We start from the raw sequence: 23,755 nt of genomic DNA, 5'->3' as shown, positions 1-23,755 counted from the left end.
CTCGCGCGAGATCCCGCATGGTCCGGAGCATGTGCTCCGGACCGGACTCGCGTCAGCCCCTGCGCCGCCGCACGAGCCGCCAGACCACGAACCCGGCGACCGCGCCGACCGCGAGCCGCGCCCCATACCGCTTGAGCAGCACTGGGAGCACCGTGGCTCCGAGGTCGAGCTCGGCGGAGTCACCCGCCGGGCCTGCGGCCGAACCCCCGACCAGGCCCGGAGCGGGAGTCGGCACCGGCACCGGCTCAGCGAGAGGCGGCTCAGGTGCTTCCGCGGCGTGCCGCCCGCGCTCTGGCGGCGCCTCGGGCACGACGACCTCCTCCTCGACGCCCGGCGGAGGCGCCGACAACCGATCGCTGATGCACCCGACGAACTGCGACAACAGCTTGTCGCTCACGTCCTGGATCACCCCCCGTCCGAACTGTGCGGGCTTCCCAGTGATCGCGAGGTCGGTCACCACCTCCACACGGGTCCCCTCGCCGTCAGGGAAGAGCCGCGTGGTCACCTTCGCCCCCGCTGTGCCCTGGCCGCGCTTGTCCTTGCCCTTTGCATCGATGACGACCCGACGCTCGGCCTCGTCACGCTCGACGTACGTCCCCGACCCTCCGTACACCAGCGAGATCGGCCCGAGCTTGATCTTGATCGTGCCGGTGAAGTCGTTCTCGTCGACCACCTCCACCGTCGCCCCCGGCATACACGGCGCAATGGACTCCAGGTCGTTGAACGCGGCCCAGGTCGTCTCGATCGGTGCAGGGACGGTGAAGGTGTGCGAGAGATCCATCAGGCACCCGCCGCCCGGACCACGGCCCGCCGAGTCAGGACGCGCGCGAGGTGGCGTCGGTAGTCGGGCGAACCGTTCAGGTCGTCGGGTGGCGTGGTGCCGTCGGCGACCCCGGACACGGCGGCCTCGACCGCCTCGGCGACGGGCGAGACTCCGATGAGGGCCTGCTCGACCGCCTTCGGGCGTACGGGCGTCGAGCCCATGTTGGTGAGCCCGAGCCTTGCCTCGGCGATCGTGCCGCCTTCGAGCCGTACGGTCGCCGCGACCGCGACGATCGACCACTGCTGGGAGACGCGGACGAACTTCTCGTACGCCGCGCCCCACCCGGTGCGCTTGGGGATGCGGACGGCCGTGAGGATCTCGTCCTCGCCGACGGCGGTGGTGAAGAGGTCGACGAAGAACTCGGACGCCGGCACCGTGCGGGCGCCACCCGGACCGGCGATCTCGAACGAGGCCTCGAGCGCCAGCGCGGGCGCCGGCAGGTCGCCTGCGGGATCGGCGTGCACGAGCGCGCCGCCGAGCGTGCCGCGGTGACGTACCTGCGGGTCGGCCACCGTCGACGTCGCCTCGGCCAGCAGCGCCGCGTGCTCACGGACGAGCACGCTCGCCGCGACCTCGTGGTGCGGCGTCATCGCGCCGATCACGAGGTCGTCGCCGTCCTCGCGGATGCCCCGCAGACCGTCGATGCGGCCCAGGTCGACGATCAGCTCCGGCCCGGCGAGCCTCATCTTGAGCACCGGGATCAGACTCTGTCCGCCGGCGAGGACCTTCACGTCGTCGCCACCCTCGGCGAGCAGACGCACCGCGTCCTCGACCGTGTCCGGCGACTCGTACTCGAAAGATGTCGGAATCACTGTTCATCCCCCTGGGCCGTACCCGTCTGGACCGCGCCGGTCGACGCGATGTCGCGGTCAGCGACCTCGGGGCTGTTCACCGTCGGTGCGGCGGCGTCGGCCCCCCGGCCCTTCTCCGCTCCCTGCAGCGCCGCCCAGACTCGGCTGGGCGAGCATGGCATGAGGATGTCATCGACTCCGAGATGTCGCACGGCGTCGATCACGCCGTTGACGATCGCGGGGGTCGAGGCGATGGTGCCTGCCTCGCCCACACCCTTGACGCCGAGGACGTTGGTCGTCGACGCCGTCTCCGTACGGTCGGTGACGAAGGACGGCAGGTCCGCCGCGCTCGGCACGAGGTAGTCCACGAACGAGCCGGTCACGAGGGTCCCGGACTCGTCGTGCACCGCTTCCTCGTACAGGGCCTGCGCGATGCCCTGCGCGAGCCCACCGTGGACCTGGCCCTCGACGATGAGCGGGTTGATGACGTTGCCGATGTCGTCGACGCAGACGTACTTTCGGAGGGTCACCTGCCCCGTCTCGGTGTCGACCTCGATCGCCGCGAGATGGGTGCCGTGCGGGAAGGAGAAGTTGTCCGGGTCGAACGTCGCGTCCGAGTCCAGGCTCGCCTCGACACCGTCGGGCAGGTCGTGCGCGGCGAAGACCGCGAGCGCGATGTCGCCGAGCGCCACGCCCTGGTCGGTGCCTCGTACGGTGAACGTGCCCTCGGCGAACTCGAGATCGTCCTCGGACGCCTCGAGCATGTGGGCCGCGATGACCTTCGCCTTCGCGATCACCTTGTCCGCCGCCGCGACGACCGCCATGCCACCGACGGCCAGCGAGCGAGAGCCGTACGTGTCGAGGCCACGCTGGGCGATCGCCGTGTCGCCGTGCAGCACCTCGACGTTCTCGAACGCGACCCCGAGCCGGTCGGCGACGATCTGGCTCCACGCCGTCTCGTGGCCCTGGCCGTGCGGGCTGGTGCCCGTGACGACCTCGACGTTGCCGGTCGGGAGCATGCGCACCTGGGCGTACTCCCAGCCACCCGCTCCGTAGTCGAGCGACCCGAGAACCCTCGAGGGGGCGAGGCCACACATCTCGGTGAACGTCGAGATGCCGATCCCCAGCTGGACCGGATCGCCCTCGTCGCGTCGCCGCTGCTGCTCGGCCCGCAGCTCGTCGTACCCGAACAGCTCGAGCGCCTTCGCCGTCGCCGCCTCGTAGTTGCCGCTGTCGTACTCGAGTCCACAGACGCTCGTGAACGGGAACTCCTCGTGCGGGATCCAGTTCTTGCGGCGCAGCTCGATCGGGTCCATGTCGAGCTCGGCGGCCAGGTCGTCCATGAGGCGCTCGATCGCGAACGTCGCCTCCGGTCGGCCGGCGCCGCGGTAGGCGTCGGTCCAGACCTTGTTGGTGAACAGGTTGGTGCACTCGAACCGGTACGACGGGAACTTGTAGATGGCCGGGAACATGAACGCCCCGAGGATCGGCACTCCCGAGGTCACGAGCCCGAGATAGGCGCCCATGTCGACGAGCAGCTGCACCTTGAGCCCGGTGACCTGACCGTCGCGCGTCGCGGACAACGAGAGCCGCTGGACCTGGCCCCGGCCGTGGTGGGCGGCCATCAGTGACTCGGAGCGCGTCTCGGTGTACTTGCAGGGCTTGCCCGTACGCCGCGCCACGATCATCGTGATGACCTCTTCGGGCGTGACCTGGAGCTTGCCGCCGAAGCCGCCGCCGACGTCCGGCGCGATCACGCGAACCTTGGACTCGGGGATGCTGAGCGTGAGCGCGAGCATCAGCCGGAGGATGTGCGGGACCTGGGTCGACGACCACATCGTGGTCTGCTCGCCGGTCGGATCCACGACGGTGGAGCGCGGTTCCATGAACGCCGGGATGAGGCGCTGCTGGTAGTACGTGCGTTCGACGAGGATCTCGTCGTCGGCCTCGCGTGCCTGCGACAGCGCCTCCTCGACGTTGCCACCGGTGCCTGCCTCGCCCGAGTCGAAGATCCAGAGGGCGGACCTGTTGGTGCCGAGGTCGGGATGCGCGAGGATCTCGTCCTTCTCCGCCTCCTCGAGGTCGAGCACGACCGGGAGCTCCTCGTAGTCGACGTCGACCGTGTCGGCCGCGTCCTGGGCCGCGGACTTGCTCCGGGCCACGACGACGGCGACGATCTCGCCGGCGAACGCGACGTGGTTGACGGCGATCGACGGGTGGTGCGGGGACTTCTGGTCCGGCGTGATGGGCCAGGCGTTGGGGAGCGTTCCGCACAGATCCTGGATGTCGGCGCCCGAGAGGACGGCGACGACGCCGGGCGCCGCTGCGGCGTCGGAGGTGTCGAGGTTGGTGATGCGGGCGTGGGCGAACGGGCTGCGCACCATCGCCAGGTGCAGCATGCCCGGGAGCACGATGTTGTCGGTGAAGCGCGAGCGGCCGGTGATGAGGCGCTGGTCCTCCTTGCGGCGGCGTGGCGAGCCGATCTCGGTGACGGTCATGCCGCACCCGCCTCGGTCGACTCGGGCGTACCGGCCATCTCGCGTGCGCCGGCCTGCACGGCCTTGACGATGTTCTGGTAGCCGGTGCAGCGGCAGAGGTTGCCCTCGAGGTTCTCTCGTACGGTCGCCTCGTCGGGGTCGGGATGCTCGTTCACGAGATCGATGGACTGCATGATCATGCCCGGCGTACAGAACCCGCACTGCAGGGCGTGGGACTCGTGGAACGCCTTCTGCATCGGGTGCAGCGCGCCGTCCGCAGCCGTGATCCCCTCGATGGTGGTGACGTCGTGGCCGTCGGCCTGGACGGCGAACATCGTGCACGACTTGATGCTGCGGCCGTCGAGGTGGACGGTGCAGGCGCCGCAGTTCGTCGTGTCGCAGCCGACCAGCGTGCCGACCTTGCCGAGCTGCTCGCGGAGGTACTGGACGAGAAGCGTCCGGGGTTCGACATCGTCGGTGTACGTGACTCCGTCGACGGTGAGGGTGATCGGTTTCTTGGCCATGGACTTCACTCCGCTCGGCGTTGCACGTGCCCGACTGGTTGAAGCCTTTCCTACACCCGCGTGACGTAGATCACAACGCGATCGCAGAAGCTCGTACGGTTTGCCACGCCAACGTGGCTGCGATCGGTTGGCGCGGCGTGCCAGCCTCGCTAACAGAGGTCTCCCGCGCCAACGTGGCATCCAGTCTCCCGCCGTCGCCCACGCTGGCGTGGCACACCGTGCGGGGCGGCAGGGCGACGCCGAGGGTCACTCCGTCTCGTGGTGGATGCGTCCGTCGCGGGCGCTGAGGCGGTCGCCGCGGCCGCCCCACTGGAGAGCGATGATCTCCGCGGCGATCGACACCGCGGTCTCCTCGGGCGTACGGGCGCCGAGGTCGAGACCGATCGGGCTGGACAGCCGCGCGATCTCCTCCTCGCCGACCCCTGCCTCGCGCAGCCTCGCGAGGCGGTCGTCGTGCGTACGCCGCGAGCCCATCGCCCCGACGAACGCGGGGCGGTGCGGCGGATCGAGGCGCAGCGCGAGCTCGAGCAGCGGCACGTCGAACTTCGGGTCGTGGGTGAGCACGCAGATCACGGTGCGCTCGTCGATCGCGCCCGCCTCGACCTGCTTCTGGAGGTACTTGTGAGGCCACGAGACCACGACCTCACGCGCGTCGGGGAAACGCGCCGCCGTGGCGAAGACGGGCCGGGCGTCGCACACCGTCACCTGGTAGCCGAGGAACGCGCCCTGCCGCGCCACCGCCGCCGCGAAGTCGATCGCGCCGAACACAAGCATGCGTGGCTTCGGCGCGTACGAGGCCACGAAGACCCGCATCCCCTCGCCGCGCCGTTCTCCGTCGGGGCCGTACGTGAGCGTGGCCGTACGACCGGCCGCGAGCAGGCCACGCACGTCGTCGGCGATCGCGGCATCGGCGCGGCCAGAACCCAGCGAGCCGCCGAACGCGTCGGGGCGGACGATCGCACGGCGCCCGACCCACGAACCGTCCGGGTGCGCGATCACCGTCGCCACAGCCACCGGGCGGCCGGACTCGATGTCGGCGGCGACCTCACCGAGCTCGGGGAACGTCTCCTGCGACACCGGCTCCACGAACACGTCGAGGATGCCGCCGCAGGTCAGCCCGACGGCGAAGGCGTCGTCGTCGCTGACCCCGTACCGCTGGAGCACCGGGTCGCTAGCGCCGACGACCTCCTGGGCGAGCTCGTACACGGCGCCCTCGACGCAGCCGCCCGACACCGACCCGTACGCGCTCGCGTCCGGGGCGACGACCATCGACGCACCGGCCGGGCGCGGCGCCGAGCGGAAGGTGGCGACCACGGTGGCCACACCGGCGGTCTCCCCCGCCTTCCACGTCTCCATGAGCTCGTCGAGCACGTCACGCATGTGATCCAGACTACGTTCTGGCCGTACGGAGTGGCTGCGCCGGCAGGTCGCACGCCGTGCTGGAGGCACACCGCGGCGACCCTCAGCGCCCGACCTCGTCGAGAAGGGCCTGGAACGCGGCCAGCGAGTGACCGGCGACGAGCGCGTCGAGGTGCGGATGGACCGCGGCGATCCCGCCCTGCACGGGCGCATAGCCGGGTCGCCCACGGTGGGGATTGGCCCACAGGACCCGGTACGCCAACCGGCGCAGGCGCTCGACCTGGGCCCCGAGGAGCACCGGGTCTCCCCGCTCCCAGCCGTCCGACGCGATCACGACGACCGCGCCCCGCGCCATGCCCCGCTGCCCCCAGCGATCGGCGAACGCCCGCAGCACCTCACCGAGCCGCGTGCCGCCAGACCAGTCGGGCACCGTCGCCCCTGCCGCGGCGAGTGCGTCCTCGGGGTCGCGCAGCCGCATCGCCGCCGTGACCCGCGTCAGCCGCGTACCGAGCGTGAAGACCTCGACGTCCCGCGGGGACACGCTGACCAGGCGGTGCGCGAGCCGCAGCAGGCTGTCCGCGTACGCACTCATCGATCCGGAGACGTCGATCAGCAGCACGACCCGCCGCGGACGGCGCCGCGGCGCCCGGAACCGCAACGGCCCCGGCTCCCCCGCCCGTCGGAGCTGGTCGCGCAGTGTACGGGTGGGGTCGAGGTCGCCGCGGCGGTGAGGCGTACGGCGCGGGCTGCGGCGCAGCGGCACCCGTACCTCGAGCCGGTCGAACATCCGCGCCACCTCGGCACGCTCCGTCGGCGACAGCGAGGCGACGTCGCGGTGTCGCAGCGTCTCCGCGCGGCTCGCGATCATCGCGACCTCCTGCGTGTCGTCGCTCGCGCCGACACCGCCGTCGTCGCCCTCGTCGAGCCCGGCCTGGACCACGACGCGGGGCGGCGGCTGTGTCCTCGTTCGCAGGCGCGGCTCGTCGGGACTGAACCACGCCGCGAACACCTGGTCGTACACCCCGAGGTCGTCGGGCTCCGCGCACAACGTCGCACGCCCCGCCCAGTAGACGTCGTGACGACGCTCGGGACCGAGCAGCGACACGGCCTCGACGAACGCCTGCGTACGGTCGGGCGTCACGCCGAGGCCCGCCTCGCGCAGGGCGTGGGCGAAGCCGACGAAGATCGCGACGTCCGCCACGGGTCAGGCCAGCATCGTCGAGAGCGCCTCGCGGACGCGGTCGATGTCCTCGCGGTACTTGCAGACGGCGCCGATCGTCGCGGCGGCAGTCATGAGGTCGAGCTCGTCACGGCCGAGACGGTCGAGCGCGGCCGTCCAGTCGAGCGTCTCCGCCACGCCCGGCGGCTTGAGCAGGTCACCACGGGCACGCAGCTCCTGCACGACCCCGACCACCTGCTCGGCCAGTCGCTGCGAGACCTCCGGCATCCGGGTCCGGACGATCTCGACCTCGCGGGCCATGCCCGGGTGCTCGATCCAGTGATAGAGGCAACGTCGCTTGAGCGCGTCGTGGAGCTCGCGCGTGCGGTTGGAGGTCAGGACGACGATCGGCGGCTCCACGGCGCGGATGGTCCCGAGCTCGGGGATCGTGACCTGGTTTGTCGACAGGACCTCGAGCAGGAACGCCTCGAACTCGTCGTCGGCGCGATCGATCTCGTCGACGAGCAGCACCGCCGGCGCCTCGCGCAGCGCCCGCAGGATCGGGCGCGCCAGGAGGAACCGCTCGTCGAACAGCGACTGCTCCACCGCATCGGCGTCGACCGGTCGGCCCGGATCGGTGGTCGCCTCGACGGTCCGCAGGTGGAGGATCTGGCGCGGGAAGTCCCAGTCGTACAGCGCCTGGGTCGCGTCGATCCCCTCGTAGCACTGCAGGCGGATCAGCGGGACCTCGTACGCGGCCGCGAGCGCCTCCGCCAATGCGGTCTTGCCCGTCCCCGGCTCGCCTTCGAGGAGGAGTGGTCGGCGCATCGCGAGCGACAGGTACGCGATGGTCGCGAGCCCGTCGTCGGCGAGATAGCCGACCCCGTCGAGGTCGCGGACGAGGTCGTCGCTGGTCTGCGGCTGCTTCACGCGCTCAGCCTATGCCGGTCCTGAGGTGCCGGGCGGCGTGTCCTGATCTCGCCCGGCCGCGAGGTCGCCGCACTCGATCGCGGTCGCGCCGTGCGCGTCGAGGTAGCGGCGACCGCCTTCGTCTCCCGACAGCGTCGCCGCCATCGCCGCCCAGTGCCCACGCCCGACGAGCACGGGATGGCCGGGGCGTCCGTCGTACGTCGCCCGCGCAAGCACGTCCTGTGCGGCGCCGGCGCCGTCGGCGTGGTCGAGCACCCGGCGTACGACCGGTGCGCCGACGTCCGGCAGGTCGACGAGCATGATCAGCGCCGCGTCAGCCCTCTCGCCCGCCTCGGCCGCCAACGCCTCGAGACCCACCCGCAGCGACGCCCCCATCCCCGAAGCCCAGTCCTGCGCGAGGACGAACGACACGGGCGGTCCCTCGTACGAGGCCCGGACCCGCCGCTCCTCGGCACCGACGACGACCAGGAGGTCGGTGCACCCAGCGGCCGCGATCTCCCGTACGGTCCGAGCCAGCCAGGTCGAGCCGTCCCCCGCGTCGACGAGGGCCTTCGGCATGCCCATCCGCCTGCCCTGGCCGGCGGCGAGGACCACTCCCGTCACCCGTGCGCGCGTCGTCATGTCGCCAGATCCTGCCACCTGGACCCGGCGGCGAACCGGTGACGCACACTGGTGGCGTGACTGCTGTCCCCGACGCCGCCACCGTCCTCGCCCATCTCGATGAGGACGCCATCGCGGCCGACCTCGCGGAGCTCGTGGCCCTGGCGCCTGTCGACGGCACCGTCGGCGAGATCGCCGCCAGCCACTGGGCGGCCGACCGCCTCGCCCGCCTGGGGGCCGACGTGGACCACTGGGAGATCGACCTGCCGGTCCTTCGCCAGGAGCCCGAGTTCCCGGGGATGGAGGTCGAGCGGTCGGAGGCCTGGGGAACCGTCGGGATCTTCGGCTCCGGCTCCGGCGACGTCCCCGCGCTCGCCCTCAACGGACACCTCGACGTGGTGCCGGCGGGCGACCCGTTTCTGTGGGCCGACAACGACCCGTTCACCGTCCGCGAGCGCAACGGCCGCTGGTACGGACGCGGCGTGTGCGACATGCTCGGCGGCGTCGCCGCCCTCTTCGGCGCGGTCCAGGCGCTGCGCGCCTCGGGAGTCACGCTCGCCCGTCCGCTCGCGATCCACGCCGTCATCGGCGAGGAGGACGGCGGCCTCGGCGCGTACGCGACGCTGCGACGTGGACACACCGCGGACGCCTGCGTGATCGGGGAGCCGACCGCCCGGCAGGTCGTCACCGACAACGCGGGGTCGCTGACCTTCCGGCTCGTCGTCCGCGGACGCGCGGCGCACGGCTCGATGCGGTCGAGCGGGATCAGTGTCCTCGACGCCTTCGACACCGTACGGGAGGCGCTGCGAGAGCTCGAGCGTGCGCGCAACGTCGATCCCGGCGAGCGGTTCGCGCACCTCGTGATCCCGTACCCGCTCTCGATCGGCACCGTCCACGCCGGCGACTGGGCGAGCACCGTGCCGGACCTCTGCATCGCCGAAGGCCGGTACGGGGTACGCCCGGGCGAGTCCGTGGCGGATGCACGTGCGGCCCTGATCGCGGCCGTCGGCGAGGCGTCTCGTGCGGACCTGTGGCTGCGCGACCACCCTGTCGAGGTGACGTTCCCCGGCGGCGTGTTCGCCCCGGGGCGGCTCCCCGACGACCACGAGCTGCTCGACGTGGTGTGCGAGGCGGCAGCCGAGGCGGGCGCCCCGCGGCCGGTGGCGATCGGTGCCCCGTACGGCTCAGACCTGCGGCACTATGCGGCCGCGGGCGTCCCGACGCTCCAGTACGGGCCGGGCAGCATCGGCGACGCGCACGCGGTCGACGAGCACGTCGAGACCGCCGACGTGGTGGGCTGCGCGAGGGCGTACGCGCTCACGGCACTGCGCATGTGCGGCTGAGCGCATGTGCGGCTGAGCGCATGTGCGGCTGAGCGCATGTGCGGCTGAGCGCCGTCAGGAGGTGAGCTCGATCGACAGGAACGGCCGCGACTGCGCCCCGGCACCGAGCGGCTGCAGCGAGAGCTCGGCCTCGAGCCCGCCCGCGAGGACCGCGTCCGACCAGCGGGTGCCCGCCGCGGTGTCGAGGCCGATCGGGCGTGCGCCCAGCGCGTCGGCCCACAGCGTCGCCGTATCGACGTCGGTCACGGACTGCCACGGCGACGAGCACACCCCCGCCCGCCCAGAGCAGGGGTGTGGAGCCGCGGCGCTGGCGCGCGAGCACACCGGCGACGACGAGGGCGAGGCCGACGGCGGCGAGCGCGACCAGCCCGAGGAGCGCGAGGACCACCAAGATCCCCGCGGCGAGACCGGAGGCCCCCATGAGGACTAGCGGTCGCCCTTACGACGCTCGAGCATCCGGCGCACGCGAGCCTCGTCCTGCCCGAGCACCCTCGACAGGAGCTGGACGCGATAGACGTAGGCAAGGACGACGATCCCGATGATGATCAACAGCCACAGCATGTGCTCAGCGTACGGGGCTGCGCGCAACGTGGGCAGTCTCAGCGTCGGGCGAGCTCGATCTTCCAGGCGATGAGCGACAGAGCCCCGAGGACGAGCGGGACACCCAACGAGATCACGCGCCAGATCAGGAACGCCGCGTCGAGCACTCCGAGGCCGGAGAAGAACAGCGCAGTCAGTGGATAGGCCACGAGGAACGCCGTCAGCACGGGGACAGCCGAGAGCTGGTCGGCGGGAACCCCGACGGCACGCGCGACGGCGACCTCGCGATCCGGGTAGCCTCCCAGGATGCGCTTCTCGCCCGCGTTCGTGGTCGCCTGCGTCGGCGCTGCCCTCGTCGCAGCTCCTGCCCAGGCTCCGCAGACGAGACCGACGGCGAGCGTCCAGATCGGCGCGGCCATCGTCCCGGCCGCCTCGACCGTCGTCCCGGCCGCCGCCGCTGCACCGCTTGCGGGCCGGACGATCGTGATCGACCCCGGCCATCAGCTCGGCAACTCCCGGTTCCCGCGCAAGATCAACCGGCAGGTGAACGCGGGCGGTCTGCGCAAGGCCTGCAACACCACGGGCACCGCGACGGCCTCCGGATATCCCGAGGCGACGTTCACCTGGCGCGTCGCCGTCCGGCTCCGTTCACAGCTGGAGGCGCTGGGCGCGACGGTCGTCATGACCCGAAGCCGCAACAGCCGGCGCCTGTGGGGGCCGTGCGTCGACGTCCGCGGCAAGCTCGGCAACGCGGGCTACCGCGGACGCGAACGAGCCGCCGACCTCAAGATCAGCATCCACGGCGACGGTGCGACCCGGTCGGGACGCGGGTTCCACGTGATCACCACGAAGCGTCGCGGCGCGGTCGTACGCTCCGCCCGGTTCGGCCGCGAGGTGCGCGCGGCGCTCGAGCAGCGTGGCTTCCACCGCTCGACGTACACGGCCGGCGGTCGTGGTCTGGTGCGTCGCGGCGATCTCGGCACCCTCAACCTCAGCCGGATCCCAACCGTGATGGTCGAGCTGGGCAACATGCGCAACCGCCGCGACGCCCGCACGATGCGCTCGGCGGCCGGGCAGCGCCGCTACGCCCGGGCACTCATGACGGCGGCCGTCGAGCACCTTCGGTGACCTAGGCTGCGTGGGGTGCCGACCACGCATCGCCTCCTCCACCTCTCCGACACCCACGTGAGCCGTACCGGTCCTGACGAGGACGGTGTCGACGCGGTCACCGCGCTCGAAGGGCTGCTCCACGACGCACGCCACGTCCCCGCCCTCGACCTCGTCCTCGTGACGGGCGACATCGCTGACGACGGCTCGTACGAAGGATGCGTCGCCGTCCGCGAGATGGTGGGCGCGTTCGCCGCGGAGCGCGGCATCCCGCACGTCTACACGACCGGAAACCACGACGACCGCGGTGCGTTCACGCGGGCGCTCGGCTCGGGGCACCTCGACGCCGACGGACGCGACGTGGGGCGGCTCGCCGGCGCCTCAGCCGGCAAGCGCGCCGCCGTGAGCGACGTCGGCGGCCTGCGGGTGATCACGCTCGACAGCCTCGTGCCCGGCGCCGTCCACGGCGAGCTGAGCGGCGGCGAGCTCGCGTGGCTGCGGGGCCAGCTCGCGACGCCCGCGCCGTACGGGACGATCGTCGCGCTCCACCATCCCCCGCTCTCCCTCGACTCGTCGCTGATCATGAAGGACGTCGGGCTGCACGATCGCGACCTTTTGGCCGACGCGGTCGCAGGGACAGACGTCCAGGCGGTGCTGTGCGGGCACTTCCACCACCAGCTGTCGGGCACGATGCGCGGGGTCCCCGTCTGGGTGACCCCGGGTGTGGTGACCCGCATCGACCTCACCGCACCGCCGTCGCGCACGCGCGCCGTGCTCGGTGCCGGAGCCACGGTGGTCGACCTCGGGGGGCCGTTCTCGCCGGCTTTCCACGTGCTGCAGGCGCGGGAGCCGCGCGCGGGCGAGCTCGTCTACCTGGTCGATGCCGTGTCGTGGGCCGACGTCGACGAGGAGTGAGCTGACATCGCGTCGGCGACCGCGCGCGGCTCGGCACCACCCTCTGCCCGCATCCCGGCGATCACCCCGGCCTGATCGGCGGCCGAACGGTTCTGGCTGAGCTTGGCCTTGGCCTCGACAGAGGTGACCGCGATCTCGATCCCGACGATCCCCCGCAGCTGCCCCTCGACGAACGGCTCGGGCGCATCCGTCACCGCCCACGGCTCCGCACGCGGCTGCTCGTGGAGATCGGTCAGCCGGGTGACGGCGTCGCGGAGCCATGAGGCATCGCGGTGCACACGGACCGTGCCGCGCAGCTCGACCCGCGTGTAGTTCCAGGTCGCGACGACACGTCCATGCTCGGCCTTGGCCGCATACCAGGACGGCGACACGTACGCCTGCGGTCCCGTGACCACGATCAGCGCGGGCGCATCGTCGGCAAGGGTGCGCCAGTGTGGGTTCGCGAGCGCCATGTGCGCGATCACGCGGTCCTCGTCGCGCAGCCAGACCAGCGGCAGCCGCGTCGCGTACGGGATGCCGTCGGCGTCCGCGGTCACGAGATCGCCGGCAGCGACCGTACGGATCAGCGTGTCGATCGCGGCGTCGTCGTCGAGGGCGTTGAAGCGGGGCACGTACACCTCGCCACCGTACGACCCTGCGGCAGCTTTCTCGGAACGCGAGTGAACCGATCTTGCGCCCGCTAGCGTCCCTAGGATCATGACCCCCCAAGAGCGCGACGCCTTTGAAGCGTTCGTCACCGCGCGCTGGACGCCGATGTTCCGGCTCGCACACGCCTTGACCGGCAACCGCGACGACGCTGAGGACGTGGTGCAGTCCGCGTTCGCGAAGGCGTTCACAGCATGGCAGCGAGTCCGAGCCGCCGACAGCCCCGACGCGTACGTGCGACGCATGATCGTCAACGAGGTGCGCGACGGGTGGCGCCGGCGCTGGCGCCACGTGGAGCGGTCGGTGCCGGACGTGCCCGAGCGAGCCAGCGGCGGACACGATGACGCGGTCGCAACCTCCGACATCGTGTGGCGCTGTCTGCAACGGCTCCCCGCCAAGCAGCGCGCCGTCGTCGTTCTCCGCTACTTCGAGGACCTGAGCGAGCGCGAGGTCGCCGCTGTCCTCAATATCCCACCGGGCACGGTCAAGAGCCGGACGAGCGCGGCGATGCGGATGCTGCGCACCGAGCTCGCCGCGCGCGGCCACGGCCTCGACCCAGGTCCCGACCAAGGCGACACCCCGCGATCCACGATCGACCTCGGCAGGAGCCCGGCATGAACCTCGAGACCCTCGTCCGCGACTCCGTCGCCGACCACACCTCTGGCCCCGTACCGGAGCCTGACATGGTGGCGCTCACGCGTCGCCACCTTGCACGTTCTCGACCGCGGGCCGGCATGCTCGTCCCCGCCGTGGCCTTGGCCGCCGCCGGGGCCATCGCCGTCGGCAGCATCCTCGTCCGACCGCTGATCGCCGACGACCAGGCGCCGCTGGCCGTACAGCCGACCGACGGCCTCCACGTCTATCTCGCCGCAGCGACGCAGGTGGCGATGGACGGCACCCTGCACACGCGCACCCACGGCGGCCCCAAAGGCATGGCAGTGGCCACCCCCGAGGGAGTCGTCTATCTGGGCGACGACCGCCGGCCGTACCTGATGACGCCAGAGGGAGAGGAGACGCCGATCGGCGACCTGGTCAGCGACGATCCCGACTGGTCCCCGAGCCTGGCCGCGGACGTGGCGTCGTCGACGGTCGCCTGGACGAGCCGAGCCGACGGTCGTACGACCGTCCATGTGTACGACCTCGTCGACGGCAAGGAGCAACGACGACGTATCCCGCTCCAGAAGTCCGACACCGACACACCTGCGAGCGACGGGGTCATCCACGGTGTCGCGACCGGGATCGTGGTGATCGCGATGCGGTCGGACGCCGGCACCGAGTACCGGATCTGGAACACGATGACCGACGCCGGGTTCTTCGAACCCGAGGTGACCGGCGACCTGATGGTCTCGGGTGTCGCCGGCCGAACGATCCTGACCTACGGGCCGGGCGAGCTCGGCCGAGGTGGACCAGGTGGCGGTCTCGACGGTTGGGCGGTCGTACGCCTGGAGGGCGAGCACGACGGCGAGCAGCAGTACCTCTCCCCTGACGGGCGGCTGAGGCTGATCGCCGGGAACTCGGTGCACCAGGACGGTCGCCCCGGCGATCCCGTCGTCGTGGAGGACGTCGCGACGAAGCAGCGCACCGAGCTTCGGATCGAGGAGGATCGGCGCGACATTCCCCAAGTCTCCTTCGACACCGACGGGAGTCCGATGGTGCTCACGAAGCTAGAGGGGCGGAAGGGCTGGACCTTGTACGACTGCGAGGTCCCCGAGGAGGGCGAGGAGTCGTTGCCGTGCCACGTGCAGGCAACCGAGATCCGCCAGGCGTCCTTCCCCGGAGAGGGCACCTTCTGAGGACCACGTGACGCGACAGCGCCCCGCCGGTCCGAGGACCGACGGGGCGCCGCGTGGTGCTGAGCCGAGCTCAGACGGTGGGTTCTGAGATCAGAAGCCCATGCCGCCCATGTCGCCCATGTCGCCGCCCGGCATGGCCGGAGCGTTCTTCTCGGGCTTGTCGGCGACGACGGCCTCGGTGGTGAGGAAGAGCGCCGCGATCGAGGCTGCGTTCTGCAGCGCCGAGCGGGTCACCTTGGCCGGGTCGAGGATGCCTGCAGCGATGAGGTCGACGTACTCGCCGGTCGCGGCGTTGAGGCCGTGACCCAGGGGAAGCCCCTGAACCTTCTCCGCCACGACGCCGCCCTCGAGGCCGGCGTTCACGGCGATCTGCTTGAGCGGAGCGGTCGAGGCCGACTTGACGATGGCCGCGCCGGTCGCCTCGTCACCCTCGAGCTCGAGCTTCTCGAACGCCGCAGCGGTGGCCTGGACGAGTGCCACGCCGCCACCGGCGACGATGCCCTCCTCGACGGCCGCCTTCGCGTTGCGCACGGCATCCTCGATGCGGTGCTTGCGCTCCTTGAGCTCGACCTCGGTGGCCGCGCCGACCTTGATGACCGCAACACCGCCGGCGAGCTTCGCCAGGCGCTCCTGCAGCTTCTCGCGGTCGTAGTCGGAGTCGGAGTTCTCGATCTCGGCACGGATCTGGTTGACCCGTCCGGTGATCTGGTCCTCCGAGCCGCCACCGTCGACGATGGTGGTCTCGTCCTTGGTGACGACGACCTTGCGCGCGGTGCCGAGCAGCGAGATGTCGGCGTTCTCGAGCTTGAGACCGACCTCCTCGCTGATGACCTCGCCACCGGTGAGGATCGCGATGTCGGTCAGCATGGCCTTGCGGCGGTCACCGAAGCCCGGAGCCTTGACGGCGACGGACTTGAAGGTGCCCTTGACCTTGTTGACGATCAGGGTGGCCAGCGCCTCGCCCTCGATGTCCTCGGCGATGATCAGCAGGGGCTTGCCCGACTGCATGACCTTCTCGAGGACGGGGACGAGATCCTTGACCGAAGTGATCTTGGAGTTCGCGATGAGGATGTATGGGTCGTCCAGCACCGCCTCCATGCGCTCAGGATCGGTGTAGAAGTACTGCGAGATGTAGCCCTTGTCGAAGCGCATGCCCTCGGTGAGCTCGAGCTCGAGCCCGAAGGTGTTGCTCTCCTCGACGGTGATGACGCCTTCCTTGCCGACCTTGTCCATCGCCTCGGCGATGATCTCGCCGACGATGGGGTCAGCAGCGGAGATCGCGGCCGTCGAAGCGATCTGCTCCTTGGTCTCGATGTCCTTGGCCATCGAGAGCAGCTGGGCGGAGACGGCCTCGACGGCCTTCTCGATGCCACGCTTGAGCGCGATCGGGTTGGCGCCGGCCGCGACGTTGCGCAGGCCCTCGCGCACGAGCGCCTGAGCGAGCACTGTGGCGGTGGTGGTGCCGTCGCCCGCGACGTCGTCAGTCTTCTTGGCGACCTCCTTGACGAGCTCGGCGCCGATCTTCTCGTAGGGATCCTCGAGCTCGATCTCCTTGGCGATGCTCACACCATCGTTGGTGATGGTCGGAGCGCCCCACTTCTTCTCGAGGACGACGTTGCGGCCCTTGGGGCCGAGGGTCACCTTCACCGCGTCGGCGAGGACGTTCATCCCTCGCTCGAGGCCGCGGCGGGCTTCCTCGTTGAATGCAATGGTCTTAGGCATATCTCCCGCGATTCCTCCGCGTAGAGGTGGATGGTTCAGGGCGATGCCCGCGACGGACGGCCCGCGTCCGCGGCGATCCCTTCTCGCCGTGACCTTCGAACCTCATCGACCTGTCCCGTTCGTACGTTGGCACTCGTACGAGACGAGTGCTAACGCCCTTTCTAGCACTCGGGCCCAGCGAGTGCAAAGACTGGGGCACGCGATGAGTTCCCCGGGGACGGCCGGTCCCCCCTCCGATCCCGACCGAAGGACCTGCCCATGGCGACCTCGCTCTACCACTCCACGGCCTCGCTCGACGGCTTCATCACGGGCCCCGACGAGGAGATCGGCTTCCTCGTCGAGCCCGCGATGGGCGACAACGCCCTCGTCGACGCGCTCACGGCCCGCCCGTACGGCGGTGCGTGGGAGGGGCCGATCGTCGTGCACACCCACGACCCGGACGAGCCTCCCGCCGAAGGGATCGTCTTCGTCACCGGCACGGTCGAGGACGCCTACGCGGTCGCGGCGGAGGCGGCCGGCGACAAGTACGTGGTCGTGCTCGGTGCGGTCACCGCGAGGCGTCTTCTGGAGGCGGGCCTGCTGGACGAGGTGATGCTGCACGTCGTGCCCCGGTTCGTCGGCGCCGGCACCCCGGTCCTCGACGCCCCCGAAGGTCTCCCGGTGAGGCTGGACTGGATCAGCCGCTCGACGTCCGGCGAGATCCAGAACCTCTGGGCGCGCGTCATCGGCTGACGCGCGCGGCGAGCTCGCCGGCCACCACCTCGAGGTCACTCAGCACGGTTCGGACCGCTGCACGCTCGGCACGGTCGGGTCGCGCCAGCGCGAAGACGTGCCTGCCCGCTCGCACACCGTCGAGCCCGAGCAGCCGGACGTCCCGCGGCTGTGCCGCCGTCGCCCACAGGCGCGGGAGGAGCGCGATCCCCTGCCCCGACGCGACGAACGCCGCGACGACGTGGTTGTCGAGGAACCGCTGGACGACCTGGGGCGCCTGTCCGTCGACGGCGAGCATCGGGAGGAGCAGGTCGAACGGGTGCCCCTCCGGCACGCCGATCCACGGCTCGCCGGCGAGGTCCTCGGGGCGCACCCGCTCCTGCGTCGCGAGCCGGTGGCCCTCCGCGACGGCGACGTCGAGCGGCTCACGCAGGAGCGGCGTGACGTGCAGGCCCGTCGTACGGGCGTCGGGCACCGCCACGACGGAGTGGCCGATGACGACGTCGTGGTCGGCGGTCGCCGCCGCGAGGTCGTGCTCGGCGAGGTCGAGGTCGCTGAGCCGTACGGTGACGCCAGGCGCGTGGGCGGCCAGACGAGGGACGAGCGGCGCGAGCAGCATCTCGGCGCCGCTCGGGAACGCCGCCACGGCGACCTCGCCGCGCACGTCACCACGGAACTCCTCGAACCGTGCCCGCGTCCGTGCCACCACCTGCGCGATCTCGACGGCTCCCTCCGCCAGGAGGTGGCCCGCCTCGGTGAGCCGTACGCCGCGGCCGTCGCGCTCGACGAGCACCGCCCCCAGCTCGCGCTCGAGCGCCTTGAGGGCCTGGGAGATCGCCGACGGCGTCCGGTACGTCGCGGCGGCGACCGCCGTGATGCTCCCGCGCTCGGCGAGCTCGCGCAGAACCGCGAGCTTGTCGACGTCGAGTCCGTCTCCATTCATTGAAGCAACGCTACAAGGTGACAAGAGAAATAGTCGCTTGTGCTACATCCAAGAAGGCCCGCACGCTGGGACGCGTGACCTCCCGTGACCGTTCCCTCGCCGTGCTCGTCGCGGTCACCTGGGGGCTGAACTTCCTCGCCATCCACGCCTCGCTCGAGCACTTCCCGCCGATGTTCTGCGTAGCGCTGCGGTTCGGCCTGATGGCGATCCCGACGATCCTGCTCGTCCCGCGGCCGGACGTGGAGCTGCGCTGGCTGATCGGGTACGGGGCAGGGTTCGGGATCGCGCAGTTCGTCTTCCTCTACGCCGGGATGAACGCCGGCATGCCTGCCGGGCTCGCCTCGCTGGTCCTCCAGGCGTCCGCCCCGTTCACCGTCGTCCTCGCCGGCGTCCTGCTCCGCGAGCGCCTGAGCGGCCGTCAGGTCCTCGGGATCCTCCTCGCGATCGCCGGGCTCGCCGGAGTCGCGTGGCACCGGTCGCAGACGGCGGCGCTCCTCCCCGTCGTACTGACCCTGCTCGGCGCCCTCGGATGGGCCTTCGGCAACCTCGCGAACCGGCAGGCCCGTCCGTCGAACCCGTTGCACCTAACCCTCTGGATGTCGGTCGTCCCGCCGATCCCGATGCTCGCCCTGGCACTGCTCGTCGAGGGCCCCGGGCGCGTCGGCACCTCGATCACGACCGCGTTCACCGCCGAGGCGCTCCCAGCAGTCCTCGGTATCGCCTACACGATCGTGATCGGCACGGTCGTCGGCTCGGGGCTGTGGACGATGCTGATGACCCGCTATCCGTCGAGCACGGTCGCGCCGTTCTCGATGCTCGTCCCGGTGGTCGGCATGAGCACGAGCGCCGTCGTCCTCGGGGAACGCCTCCACCCGTTCGAGCTGGCCTCGGGGGCGGTCGTCATCGCCGGTGTCCTTCTCGGGTCGACCCGGCGCAAGACGACGACAAGCGATCAAGCCGGGACGACTTCGCGCGCCTCGCGACCCTTGGGGCCGTCCGAGATCTCGAAGACCACGGCCTGACCGTCCTCGAGGGTCTGGGGGTCAGCAGCCGCCGGCGACCGCCGGGATGATCGAGACCTGCTGGCCGGCCGGGACCGAGGTCTCGAGGCCCTCGGCGAAGCGCACGTCCTCGGTGCCGACGTACACGTTCACGAACCGCCGGATCGCGCCGGTCTCGTCGACCACGCGCGCCTTGATCCCCGGGAAGGAGGCCTCGAGCGAGTCGATGACGGCGGCGACGGTCTCGCCGTCGACGTTCACCTCGGAGTCACCCTTGGTGTAGGTGCGCAGGATCGTCGGGATGCGGACGGAGACGCTCATGGGTGTCCTCTCGGATCAGACGAGGTTGGCGGCGGTGAACGCCGTGTAGGTCGGGTCGATGGTCGCGGCCGGGCCGACCCGGTCCGCGATGGCATCGAGGGTCTTGAGCCCGTCGCCGGTGTTGAAGACGACCGTCTCCGCCTCCGGGTCGAGCTGCCCGCTCGCGAGGAGCTTCTTGAGCGTCGCGATCGTGACGCCGCCGGCGGTCTCCGCGAAGATGCCCTCCGTACGGGCGAGGAGCTGGATGCCGTCGCGCACCTCGTCGTCGGAGACGTCCTCGACCGCACCGCCCGTACGGCGGCAGGTGTCGAGCACGTACGGACCGTCGGCGGGGTTGCCGATCGCGAGCGACTTGGCGATCGTGTCCGGCTTGACCGGGCGGACGACGTCGTGGCCCTCGCGGAACGCCTGTGCGACGGGCGAGCAGCCGGTGGCCTGGGCGCCGAAGATCTTGTAGGGCGTCGCGTCGACGAGACCGAGCTTGCCGAGCTCGGTGAAACCCTTGTCGACCTTGGTGAGCTGCGAGCCGGACGCGACCGGGATGACGACCTGCTCCGGGATGCGCCACCCGAGCTGCTCGGCGGTCTCGTACGCCAGCGTCTTGGAGCCCTCGGCGTAGTAGGGCCGGACGTTGACGTTGACGAACGCCCACCCGTCCTCCTCGCCGGCGATCTCGCTGGCGAGCTTGTTGACGTCGTCGTAGTTGCCGCGGACGGCGACCAGCGTGCCGCCGTACACCGCGGTCGTGAGGATCTTGGGCCGCTCGAGGTTCTCCGGGATGAAGACGACGCTCTTGATGCCGGCGCGGGCGGCGGCCGCGGCGACGGCGTTGGCGAGGTTGCCCGTCGAGGGGCACGCGAGGACCTTCAGGCCGAGCTCGCGAGCCGCTGACAGTGCGACGGCGACGACGCGGTCCTTGAAGGAGTGCGTCGGGTTGCCCGAGTCGTCCTTGATCCACAGCGTCTTGATGCCGAGCTCGCGGGCCAGGTTGTCGGCCTTCACGAGGCGGGTGAAGCCGGGATCGGTGTTGGGGATCGCGGCGATGTCGGCCGGCACCGGCAGCAGCGGCTGGTAGCGCCAGATGCTCTTGGGCCCCGCCTCGATCTGCTCGCGGGTGATCGCCGGGAAGTCGTACGCCACCTCGAGCGGGCCGAAACACTCGAGACAGGCGTAGTGGGGACCGAGCTCCTGGTGGGCGCCGCACGCGCGGCACACCAGGCCGGTCGCGTTGCCGAAGGCGCCCTCGCGAGGCTGTCCTGAGCCCGTCGAAGGGCCGGTCGTACGGTCAGGGTTTTGCAGCGTGCTCGCGCTCACGAGGCCTCCTCGTCATCTTCCCTGCACGCGACTTTCGCCACAGGACGGACTTGGCACCATGCCTGGCGGCGGCCTCGCGGGATCGCGAGTTCACGTCAGCTGGTTGCCGGGGCTTCGTCGGGCCGTGTCCCTCCGCCCCTCGTGATGAGCTGCGTTCAGCCTACGTGTCCGTCTCACATACCGTCCACTCATTCCACCATGTGGACAGCCCTGGCCCCGCACCTCAGCGGACCCCGCGCAGCCTCTCGCGCAGCGCCTCGACGCGCTCGTCGTCCCAGTCGGCCTGCGGCAGCATCGCTCGCCAGGCGTCCAGCGGCTGCGTCCCGTACAGGTGACCGTTGCCCTCGTCGAAATCGTTGCCGCCCGCCATGTCGAGCGCGAGCGCGAAGAACGTGCCCGTGGGCCACCACCGCAGGTACGGGGAGACCGCGGGGTCGCGACGCTCCTGCATCCAGTCCGGCTCGCCCCACGCCAGCGACGGCTCCCACCAGACGATCGGGTCGTCCGCGTTCTGCAGGTACGTGACGCGCGGCGAGGCGCCGTCGAGGTCGCTGATGCGGTTCGCGAAGCGGATCGTGCCGCCGTCGCCGACCACCGGCGCGACCTGCCGCGAGCCGCGGACGCGCTCACGCTCGGCCGTCCGACGAAGCTCGGTGAAGGCGGGCGACCCCACCCACAGGGCGCGGTCGACCTGCGCCGTCATCGCGTCGAGGTCCGCGAAGGCACCCTGCCCTCCGTACGCGCCGAGGCTCTCGCCGGTGACCACCAGCAGCGGACGCTCGGCCTCCGGGACCGCGGCGAGCCGCTCACGCACGGCGTCGAGCATCGCGCGCGCGGTGACGATCGCGGCGTCCTGCTCCATGAGGTAGGCGATCGGGCTCGGCAGGTGGGAGTACTGGATGCCGACCACTGCGGAGTCGCCGTCGTAGAAGTACTCGAGCGGCACGAACAGCTGCTCGTTCATCCAGCCGGTGCCCGTCGGGACGTTCACGACGACCACGCTCCGCGTCCAGGCGTCCGTACGGTCCATCTCCTCCAGCAGCACGTCGACGCGCTCGTCGACGCTGTCGGCGGTGCCGCGCCCGACGTACAGCCGGATCGGCTCGGCCGCCGGCTCCCCCGTCAGCTCGGTGATGCGCTCGGCCGACGGCCGCCGTCCGAGGAACGTACGGCCCTGGTCGCCGAGCCCGTCCCACGCGACGTCGGAGCCGGGACCGGACGTCACGTACGAGGTCTGCGGCGGGTCGGGGTCGAACGGGGTGAGCACGGTGTCCGACAAGGACATCGAGCTGTTGAGCCCGTCGATCGTGCGCTGATAGGCCCACGTGTTGAGCGCCGCGATCACCACCACCGCCGTCAGCACCGTCGCGAGGACCGACGCGACCACCGGGCCGAGGAACCGACGCCCCCGCCGCGCGAGCACGTTGCGGACCGCGCGGAGCGCCAGCGCCACGCCGACGACCACGAGCAGCACCAGCGCCGCCACGAGCGGCACTCCTAGCAGCGGCCACCCGGGCTCGTCGACGCCCAGACGCTCGTACGTCCACGCCTGACGGTCGAGGCTCTCGCCGTACGTCAGGACGACGACCACGGCGGCGAGCGCGGGGAGCCACAGGCGCATGTGCCGGCTGCGCAGCACGACGACCGCTCCGGGGCGCACCCGCGCGAGGACCGTGCGGACCACCAGGCCGATCAGCGCACCCAGCCCGTAGCCGATCGCGGTCAGGAGGCCGCTGAGCACCCCTTGCAGCACCCACGTCCGCGGGAGCAGCGACGGCTGAAGAGAGAACCAGAAGAACGCCGCCGCGAGCAGGAGACCGGCCGGGCTGCGTCGCAAGACCCAGGACGCGACCGCGCGGGCCGCCCGCTCAGCAGCCGAGCGCATCGGCGAGCCGCTCGAGCCAGCCGGCAAGCTCCTCGGGACCGTGGACGACGAGGTCGGCGCGCGGCATGAGCGCACGCTGCTCGTCGGAGGCGACGGCGATGAGCATGACCTCGGCCGCGCCGTGAGCCCGCATGTTCTTCAGCGCCGCGTACGCAGGGAGGTCGCCCAGGTCGTCGCCGGCGTACACGATCGTCCGCGTGCCGGTCTCGGTGACGAGGCCCCTCAGCGCCGCACCCTTGTCGACGGACGAGTCGCGGACCTCGACGACGTAGCGACCGTGCTCGGCCGACAACCCGTGGAGGCGGGCGAGCTCGGCGAGCGGCTCGGCCAGCAGGTCCTGCGCCGATGCGGGGTCGGCGAGGCCACGCGTGTGGACCACGACGGCCCGACCTTTGTCCTCGAGCCGAGCCTCTTCGATGCCCAGGCGTGCGAGCAGCGCCGGGATCTCGGCGCGGACGAGCGCGACGGCCTCCGGCGGTGGGGGTACGGAGGACTCGCGCGTCTCGGCGTCCCAGCGCTCGGCGCCGTACTGACCGAGGATCGTCATCCGCGACAGTCCCTCGCGGTCGGCGAACCCGCCCAGCCGCAGCGCCGTCTCGACCGGCCGTCCGGTGACGACGGCGATCTTGCCGACGCACGGACCGATCCGTTCCAGCGCGTCGACGGACCGGGCGCTCGCGTGCGCGTGCTCCGGGTCGTCGACGATCGGGGCGAGCGTGCCGTCGAAGTCGAACGCGAGCATCGCCTGCTCGGGATCGGCCAGCAGCGACGCCAGCGCCGAGGCGCCTGCGTCGGTGCGCGGATGCGGCTCGAGGACCGCGGGGAGGGACATGCTTCCCATCCTTCCAGGCG

Annotated in this window: 25 protein-coding genes and 1 riboswitch; of the genes, 7 read left to right on the top strand and 18 right to left on the bottom strand. The window is 71.3% G+C overall.

The window, feature by feature from the left end; genetic code table 11:
• Positions 1-52: 52 nt before the first annotated feature.
• The 8 genes from H4N58_RS03555 to H4N58_RS03520 all read right to left on the bottom strand — a co-directional run bounded on the left by H4N58_RS03555 (position 53) and on the right by H4N58_RS03520 (position 8,684).
• A complete protein-coding gene (locus tag H4N58_RS03555; RefSeq protein WP_167001566.1) occupies positions 53-781 on the bottom strand; it encodes an SRPBCC family protein in 729 nt (242 codons plus the stop codon).
• Positions 781-1,635 carry a xanthine dehydrogenase family protein subunit M gene (locus H4N58_RS03550; protein WP_167248995.1) on the bottom strand — a complete coding sequence of 285 codons (855 nt, stop codon included), beginning with the start codon at positions 1,633-1,635 and terminating at the stop codon, positions 781-783. Before H4N58_RS03550 ends, H4N58_RS03555 begins: the two co-directional genes overlap by 1 nt.
• Positions 1,632-4,112, bottom strand: a complete 2,481-nt coding sequence (locus H4N58_RS03545; RefSeq protein ID WP_167248996.1) for a xanthine dehydrogenase family protein molybdopterin-binding subunit — start codon at positions 4,110-4,112, stop codon at positions 1,632-1,634. The genes H4N58_RS03550 and H4N58_RS03545 overlap by 4 nt, the downstream gene beginning before the upstream one ends.
• On the bottom strand, positions 4,109-4,615 hold the full coding sequence (locus H4N58_RS03540) for a (2Fe-2S)-binding protein (RefSeq protein WP_167001563.1): 507 nt from the start codon (positions 4,613-4,615) through the stop codon (positions 4,109-4,111). Before H4N58_RS03540 ends, H4N58_RS03545 begins: the two co-directional genes overlap by 4 nt.
• Positions 4,616-4,861: 246 nt before the next feature.
• The gene (locus H4N58_RS03535) at positions 4,862-5,995 is read right to left on the bottom strand and encodes an XdhC/CoxI family protein (protein ID WP_167248998.1); all 1,134 of its coding nucleotides are present in this window, start codon (positions 5,993-5,995) and stop codon (positions 4,862-4,864) included.
• A gap of 82 nt (positions 5,996-6,077) precedes the next feature.
• A complete protein-coding gene (locus tag H4N58_RS03530) occupies positions 6,078-7,175 on the bottom strand; it encodes a VWA domain-containing protein (protein WP_167249000.1) in 1,098 nt (365 codons plus the stop codon).
• Between the two features lie 3 nt (positions 7,176-7,178).
• Positions 7,179-8,063, bottom strand: coding sequence for a MoxR family ATPase (locus tag H4N58_RS03525; RefSeq protein ID WP_243845022.1), 885 nt, complete (start codon positions 8,061-8,063; stop codon positions 7,179-7,181).
• Positions 8,064-8,072: 9 nt separating this feature from the next.
• On the bottom strand, positions 8,073-8,684 hold the full coding sequence (locus H4N58_RS03520; RefSeq protein ID WP_167249002.1) for an NTP transferase domain-containing protein: 612 nt from the start codon (positions 8,682-8,684) through the stop codon (positions 8,073-8,075).
• A gap of 56 nt (positions 8,685-8,740) precedes the next feature.
• Here H4N58_RS03520 and H4N58_RS03515 point away from each other — a divergent pair, with 56 nt between their 5' ends.
• On the top strand, positions 8,741-10,006 hold the full coding sequence (locus H4N58_RS03515) for an ArgE/DapE family deacylase (protein WP_167249004.1): 1,266 nt from the start codon (positions 8,741-8,743) through the stop codon (positions 10,004-10,006).
• A gap of 54 nt (positions 10,007-10,060) precedes the next feature.
• On the opposite strand, the gene H4N58_RS03510 is transcribed toward H4N58_RS03515, so the two are convergent.
• The 3 genes from H4N58_RS03510 to H4N58_RS03505 all read right to left on the bottom strand — a co-directional run bounded on the left by H4N58_RS03510 (position 10,061) and on the right by H4N58_RS03505 (position 10,773).
• Positions 10,061-10,252 carry a hypothetical protein gene (locus H4N58_RS03510; RefSeq protein WP_167249006.1) on the bottom strand — a complete coding sequence of 64 codons (192 nt, stop codon included), beginning with the start codon at positions 10,250-10,252 and terminating at the stop codon, positions 10,061-10,063.
• Positions 10,253-10,432: 180 nt separating this feature from the next.
• The gene (locus H4N58_RS20500) at positions 10,433-10,567 is read right to left on the bottom strand and encodes a hypothetical protein (RefSeq protein WP_255490692.1); all 135 of its coding nucleotides are present in this window, start codon (positions 10,565-10,567) and stop codon (positions 10,433-10,435) included.
• A 38-nt stretch (positions 10,568-10,605) separates the two neighbouring features.
• Positions 10,606-10,773: a hypothetical protein gene (locus H4N58_RS03505; RefSeq protein WP_167249008.1), complete on the bottom strand. Its 168-nt coding sequence runs from the start codon at positions 10,771-10,773 to the stop codon at positions 10,606-10,608.
• 79 nt (positions 10,774-10,852) lie between these two features.
• Between H4N58_RS03505 and H4N58_RS03500 the strand changes: the two genes are divergently transcribed.
• Entirely contained in the window at positions 10,853-11,674 is an 822-nt protein-coding gene (locus tag H4N58_RS03500) for an N-acetylmuramoyl-L-alanine amidase (RefSeq protein WP_167249010.1), read from the top strand.
• Between the two features lie 15 nt (positions 11,675-11,689).
• Positions 11,690-12,568, top strand: coding sequence for a metallophosphoesterase (locus tag H4N58_RS03495; RefSeq protein WP_167249012.1), 879 nt, complete (start codon positions 11,690-11,692; stop codon positions 12,566-12,568).
• Here H4N58_RS03495 and H4N58_RS03490 read toward each other — a convergent pair.
• Positions 12,523-13,185, bottom strand: coding sequence for an FMN-binding negative transcriptional regulator (locus H4N58_RS03490; protein ID WP_167001554.1), 663 nt, complete (start codon positions 13,183-13,185; stop codon positions 12,523-12,525). The genes H4N58_RS03495 and H4N58_RS03490 overlap by 46 nt on opposite strands.
• Positions 13,186-13,264: 79 nt before the next feature.
• On the opposite strand from H4N58_RS03490, the gene H4N58_RS03485 reads away from it, so the two are divergent.
• Both H4N58_RS03485 and H4N58_RS03480 read left to right on the top strand, forming a co-directional pair.
• Positions 13,265-13,831: a SigE family RNA polymerase sigma factor gene (locus tag H4N58_RS03485; RefSeq protein ID WP_167249014.1), complete on the top strand. Its 567-nt coding sequence runs from the start codon at positions 13,265-13,267 to the stop codon at positions 13,829-13,831.
• Entirely contained in the window at positions 13,828-15,006 is a 1,179-nt protein-coding gene (locus H4N58_RS03480; protein WP_167001552.1) for a hypothetical protein, read from the top strand. Before H4N58_RS03485 ends, H4N58_RS03480 begins: the two co-directional genes overlap by 4 nt.
• A 90-nt stretch (positions 15,007-15,096) precedes the next feature.
• Here H4N58_RS03480 and groL read toward each other — a convergent pair whose 3' ends face one another.
• Complete coding sequence (gene groL / locus H4N58_RS03475; protein WP_167001551.1) at positions 15,097-16,728, bottom strand: chaperonin GroEL; 1,632 nt, start codon at positions 16,726-16,728, stop codon at positions 15,097-15,099.
• 258 nt (positions 16,729-16,986) lie between these two features.
• On the opposite strand from groL, the gene H4N58_RS03470 reads away from it, so the two are divergent.
• Positions 16,987-17,460, top strand: coding sequence for a dihydrofolate reductase family protein (locus H4N58_RS03470; RefSeq protein WP_167001550.1), 474 nt, complete (start codon positions 16,987-16,989; stop codon positions 17,458-17,460).
• Here H4N58_RS03470 and H4N58_RS03465 read toward each other — a convergent pair.
• The gene (locus H4N58_RS03465) at positions 17,450-18,382 is read right to left on the bottom strand and encodes a LysR family transcriptional regulator (protein ID WP_167001549.1); all 933 of its coding nucleotides are present in this window, start codon (positions 18,380-18,382) and stop codon (positions 17,450-17,452) included. The two genes, H4N58_RS03470 and H4N58_RS03465, sit on opposite strands and share 11 nt — an antisense overlap.
• 74 nt (positions 18,383-18,456) lie before the next feature.
• On the opposite strand from H4N58_RS03465, the gene H4N58_RS03460 reads away from it, so the two are divergent.
• Positions 18,457-19,404, top strand: a complete 948-nt coding sequence (locus tag H4N58_RS03460; RefSeq protein ID WP_182397139.1) for an EamA family transporter — start codon at positions 18,457-18,459, stop codon at positions 19,402-19,404.
• A 21-nt stretch (positions 19,405-19,425) separates the two neighbouring features.
• On the opposite strand, the gene H4N58_RS03455 is transcribed toward H4N58_RS03460, so the two are convergent.
• The 4 genes from H4N58_RS03455 to otsB all read right to left on the bottom strand — a co-directional run bounded on the left by H4N58_RS03455 (position 19,426) and on the right by otsB (position 23,735).
• Positions 19,426-19,704, bottom strand: coding sequence for a MoaD/ThiS family protein (locus H4N58_RS03455; protein WP_167001548.1), 279 nt, complete (start codon positions 19,702-19,704; stop codon positions 19,426-19,428).
• A gap of 15 nt (positions 19,705-19,719) precedes the next feature.
• Positions 19,720-20,922, bottom strand: a complete 1,203-nt coding sequence (gene thrC, locus H4N58_RS03450; RefSeq protein ID WP_347877920.1) for a threonine synthase — start codon at positions 20,920-20,922, stop codon at positions 19,720-19,722.
• A 105-nt stretch (positions 20,923-21,027) separates the two neighbouring features.
• A riboswitch (SAM riboswitch) is annotated at positions 21,028-21,169 on the bottom strand.
• Positions 21,170-21,241: 72 nt separating this feature from the next.
• A complete protein-coding gene (locus tag H4N58_RS03445; protein WP_167249016.1) occupies positions 21,242-22,903 on the bottom strand; it encodes an alpha/beta-hydrolase family protein in 1,662 nt (553 codons plus the stop codon).
• On the bottom strand, positions 22,887-23,735 hold the full coding sequence (gene otsB, locus H4N58_RS03440) for a trehalose-phosphatase (RefSeq protein WP_208322822.1): 849 nt from the start codon (positions 23,733-23,735) through the stop codon (positions 22,887-22,889). The genes H4N58_RS03445 and otsB overlap by 17 nt, the downstream gene beginning before the upstream one ends.
• Between the last annotated feature and the right edge of the window lie 20 nt (positions 23,736-23,755).

The sequence above is a fragment of the Mumia sp. ZJ1417 genome, assembly GCF_014127285.1.
Taxonomy (GTDB): Bacteria; Actinomycetota; Actinomycetes; order Propionibacteriales; family Nocardioidaceae; genus Mumia.
This window is presented reverse-complemented; position numbering and strand designations above follow the sequence as displayed.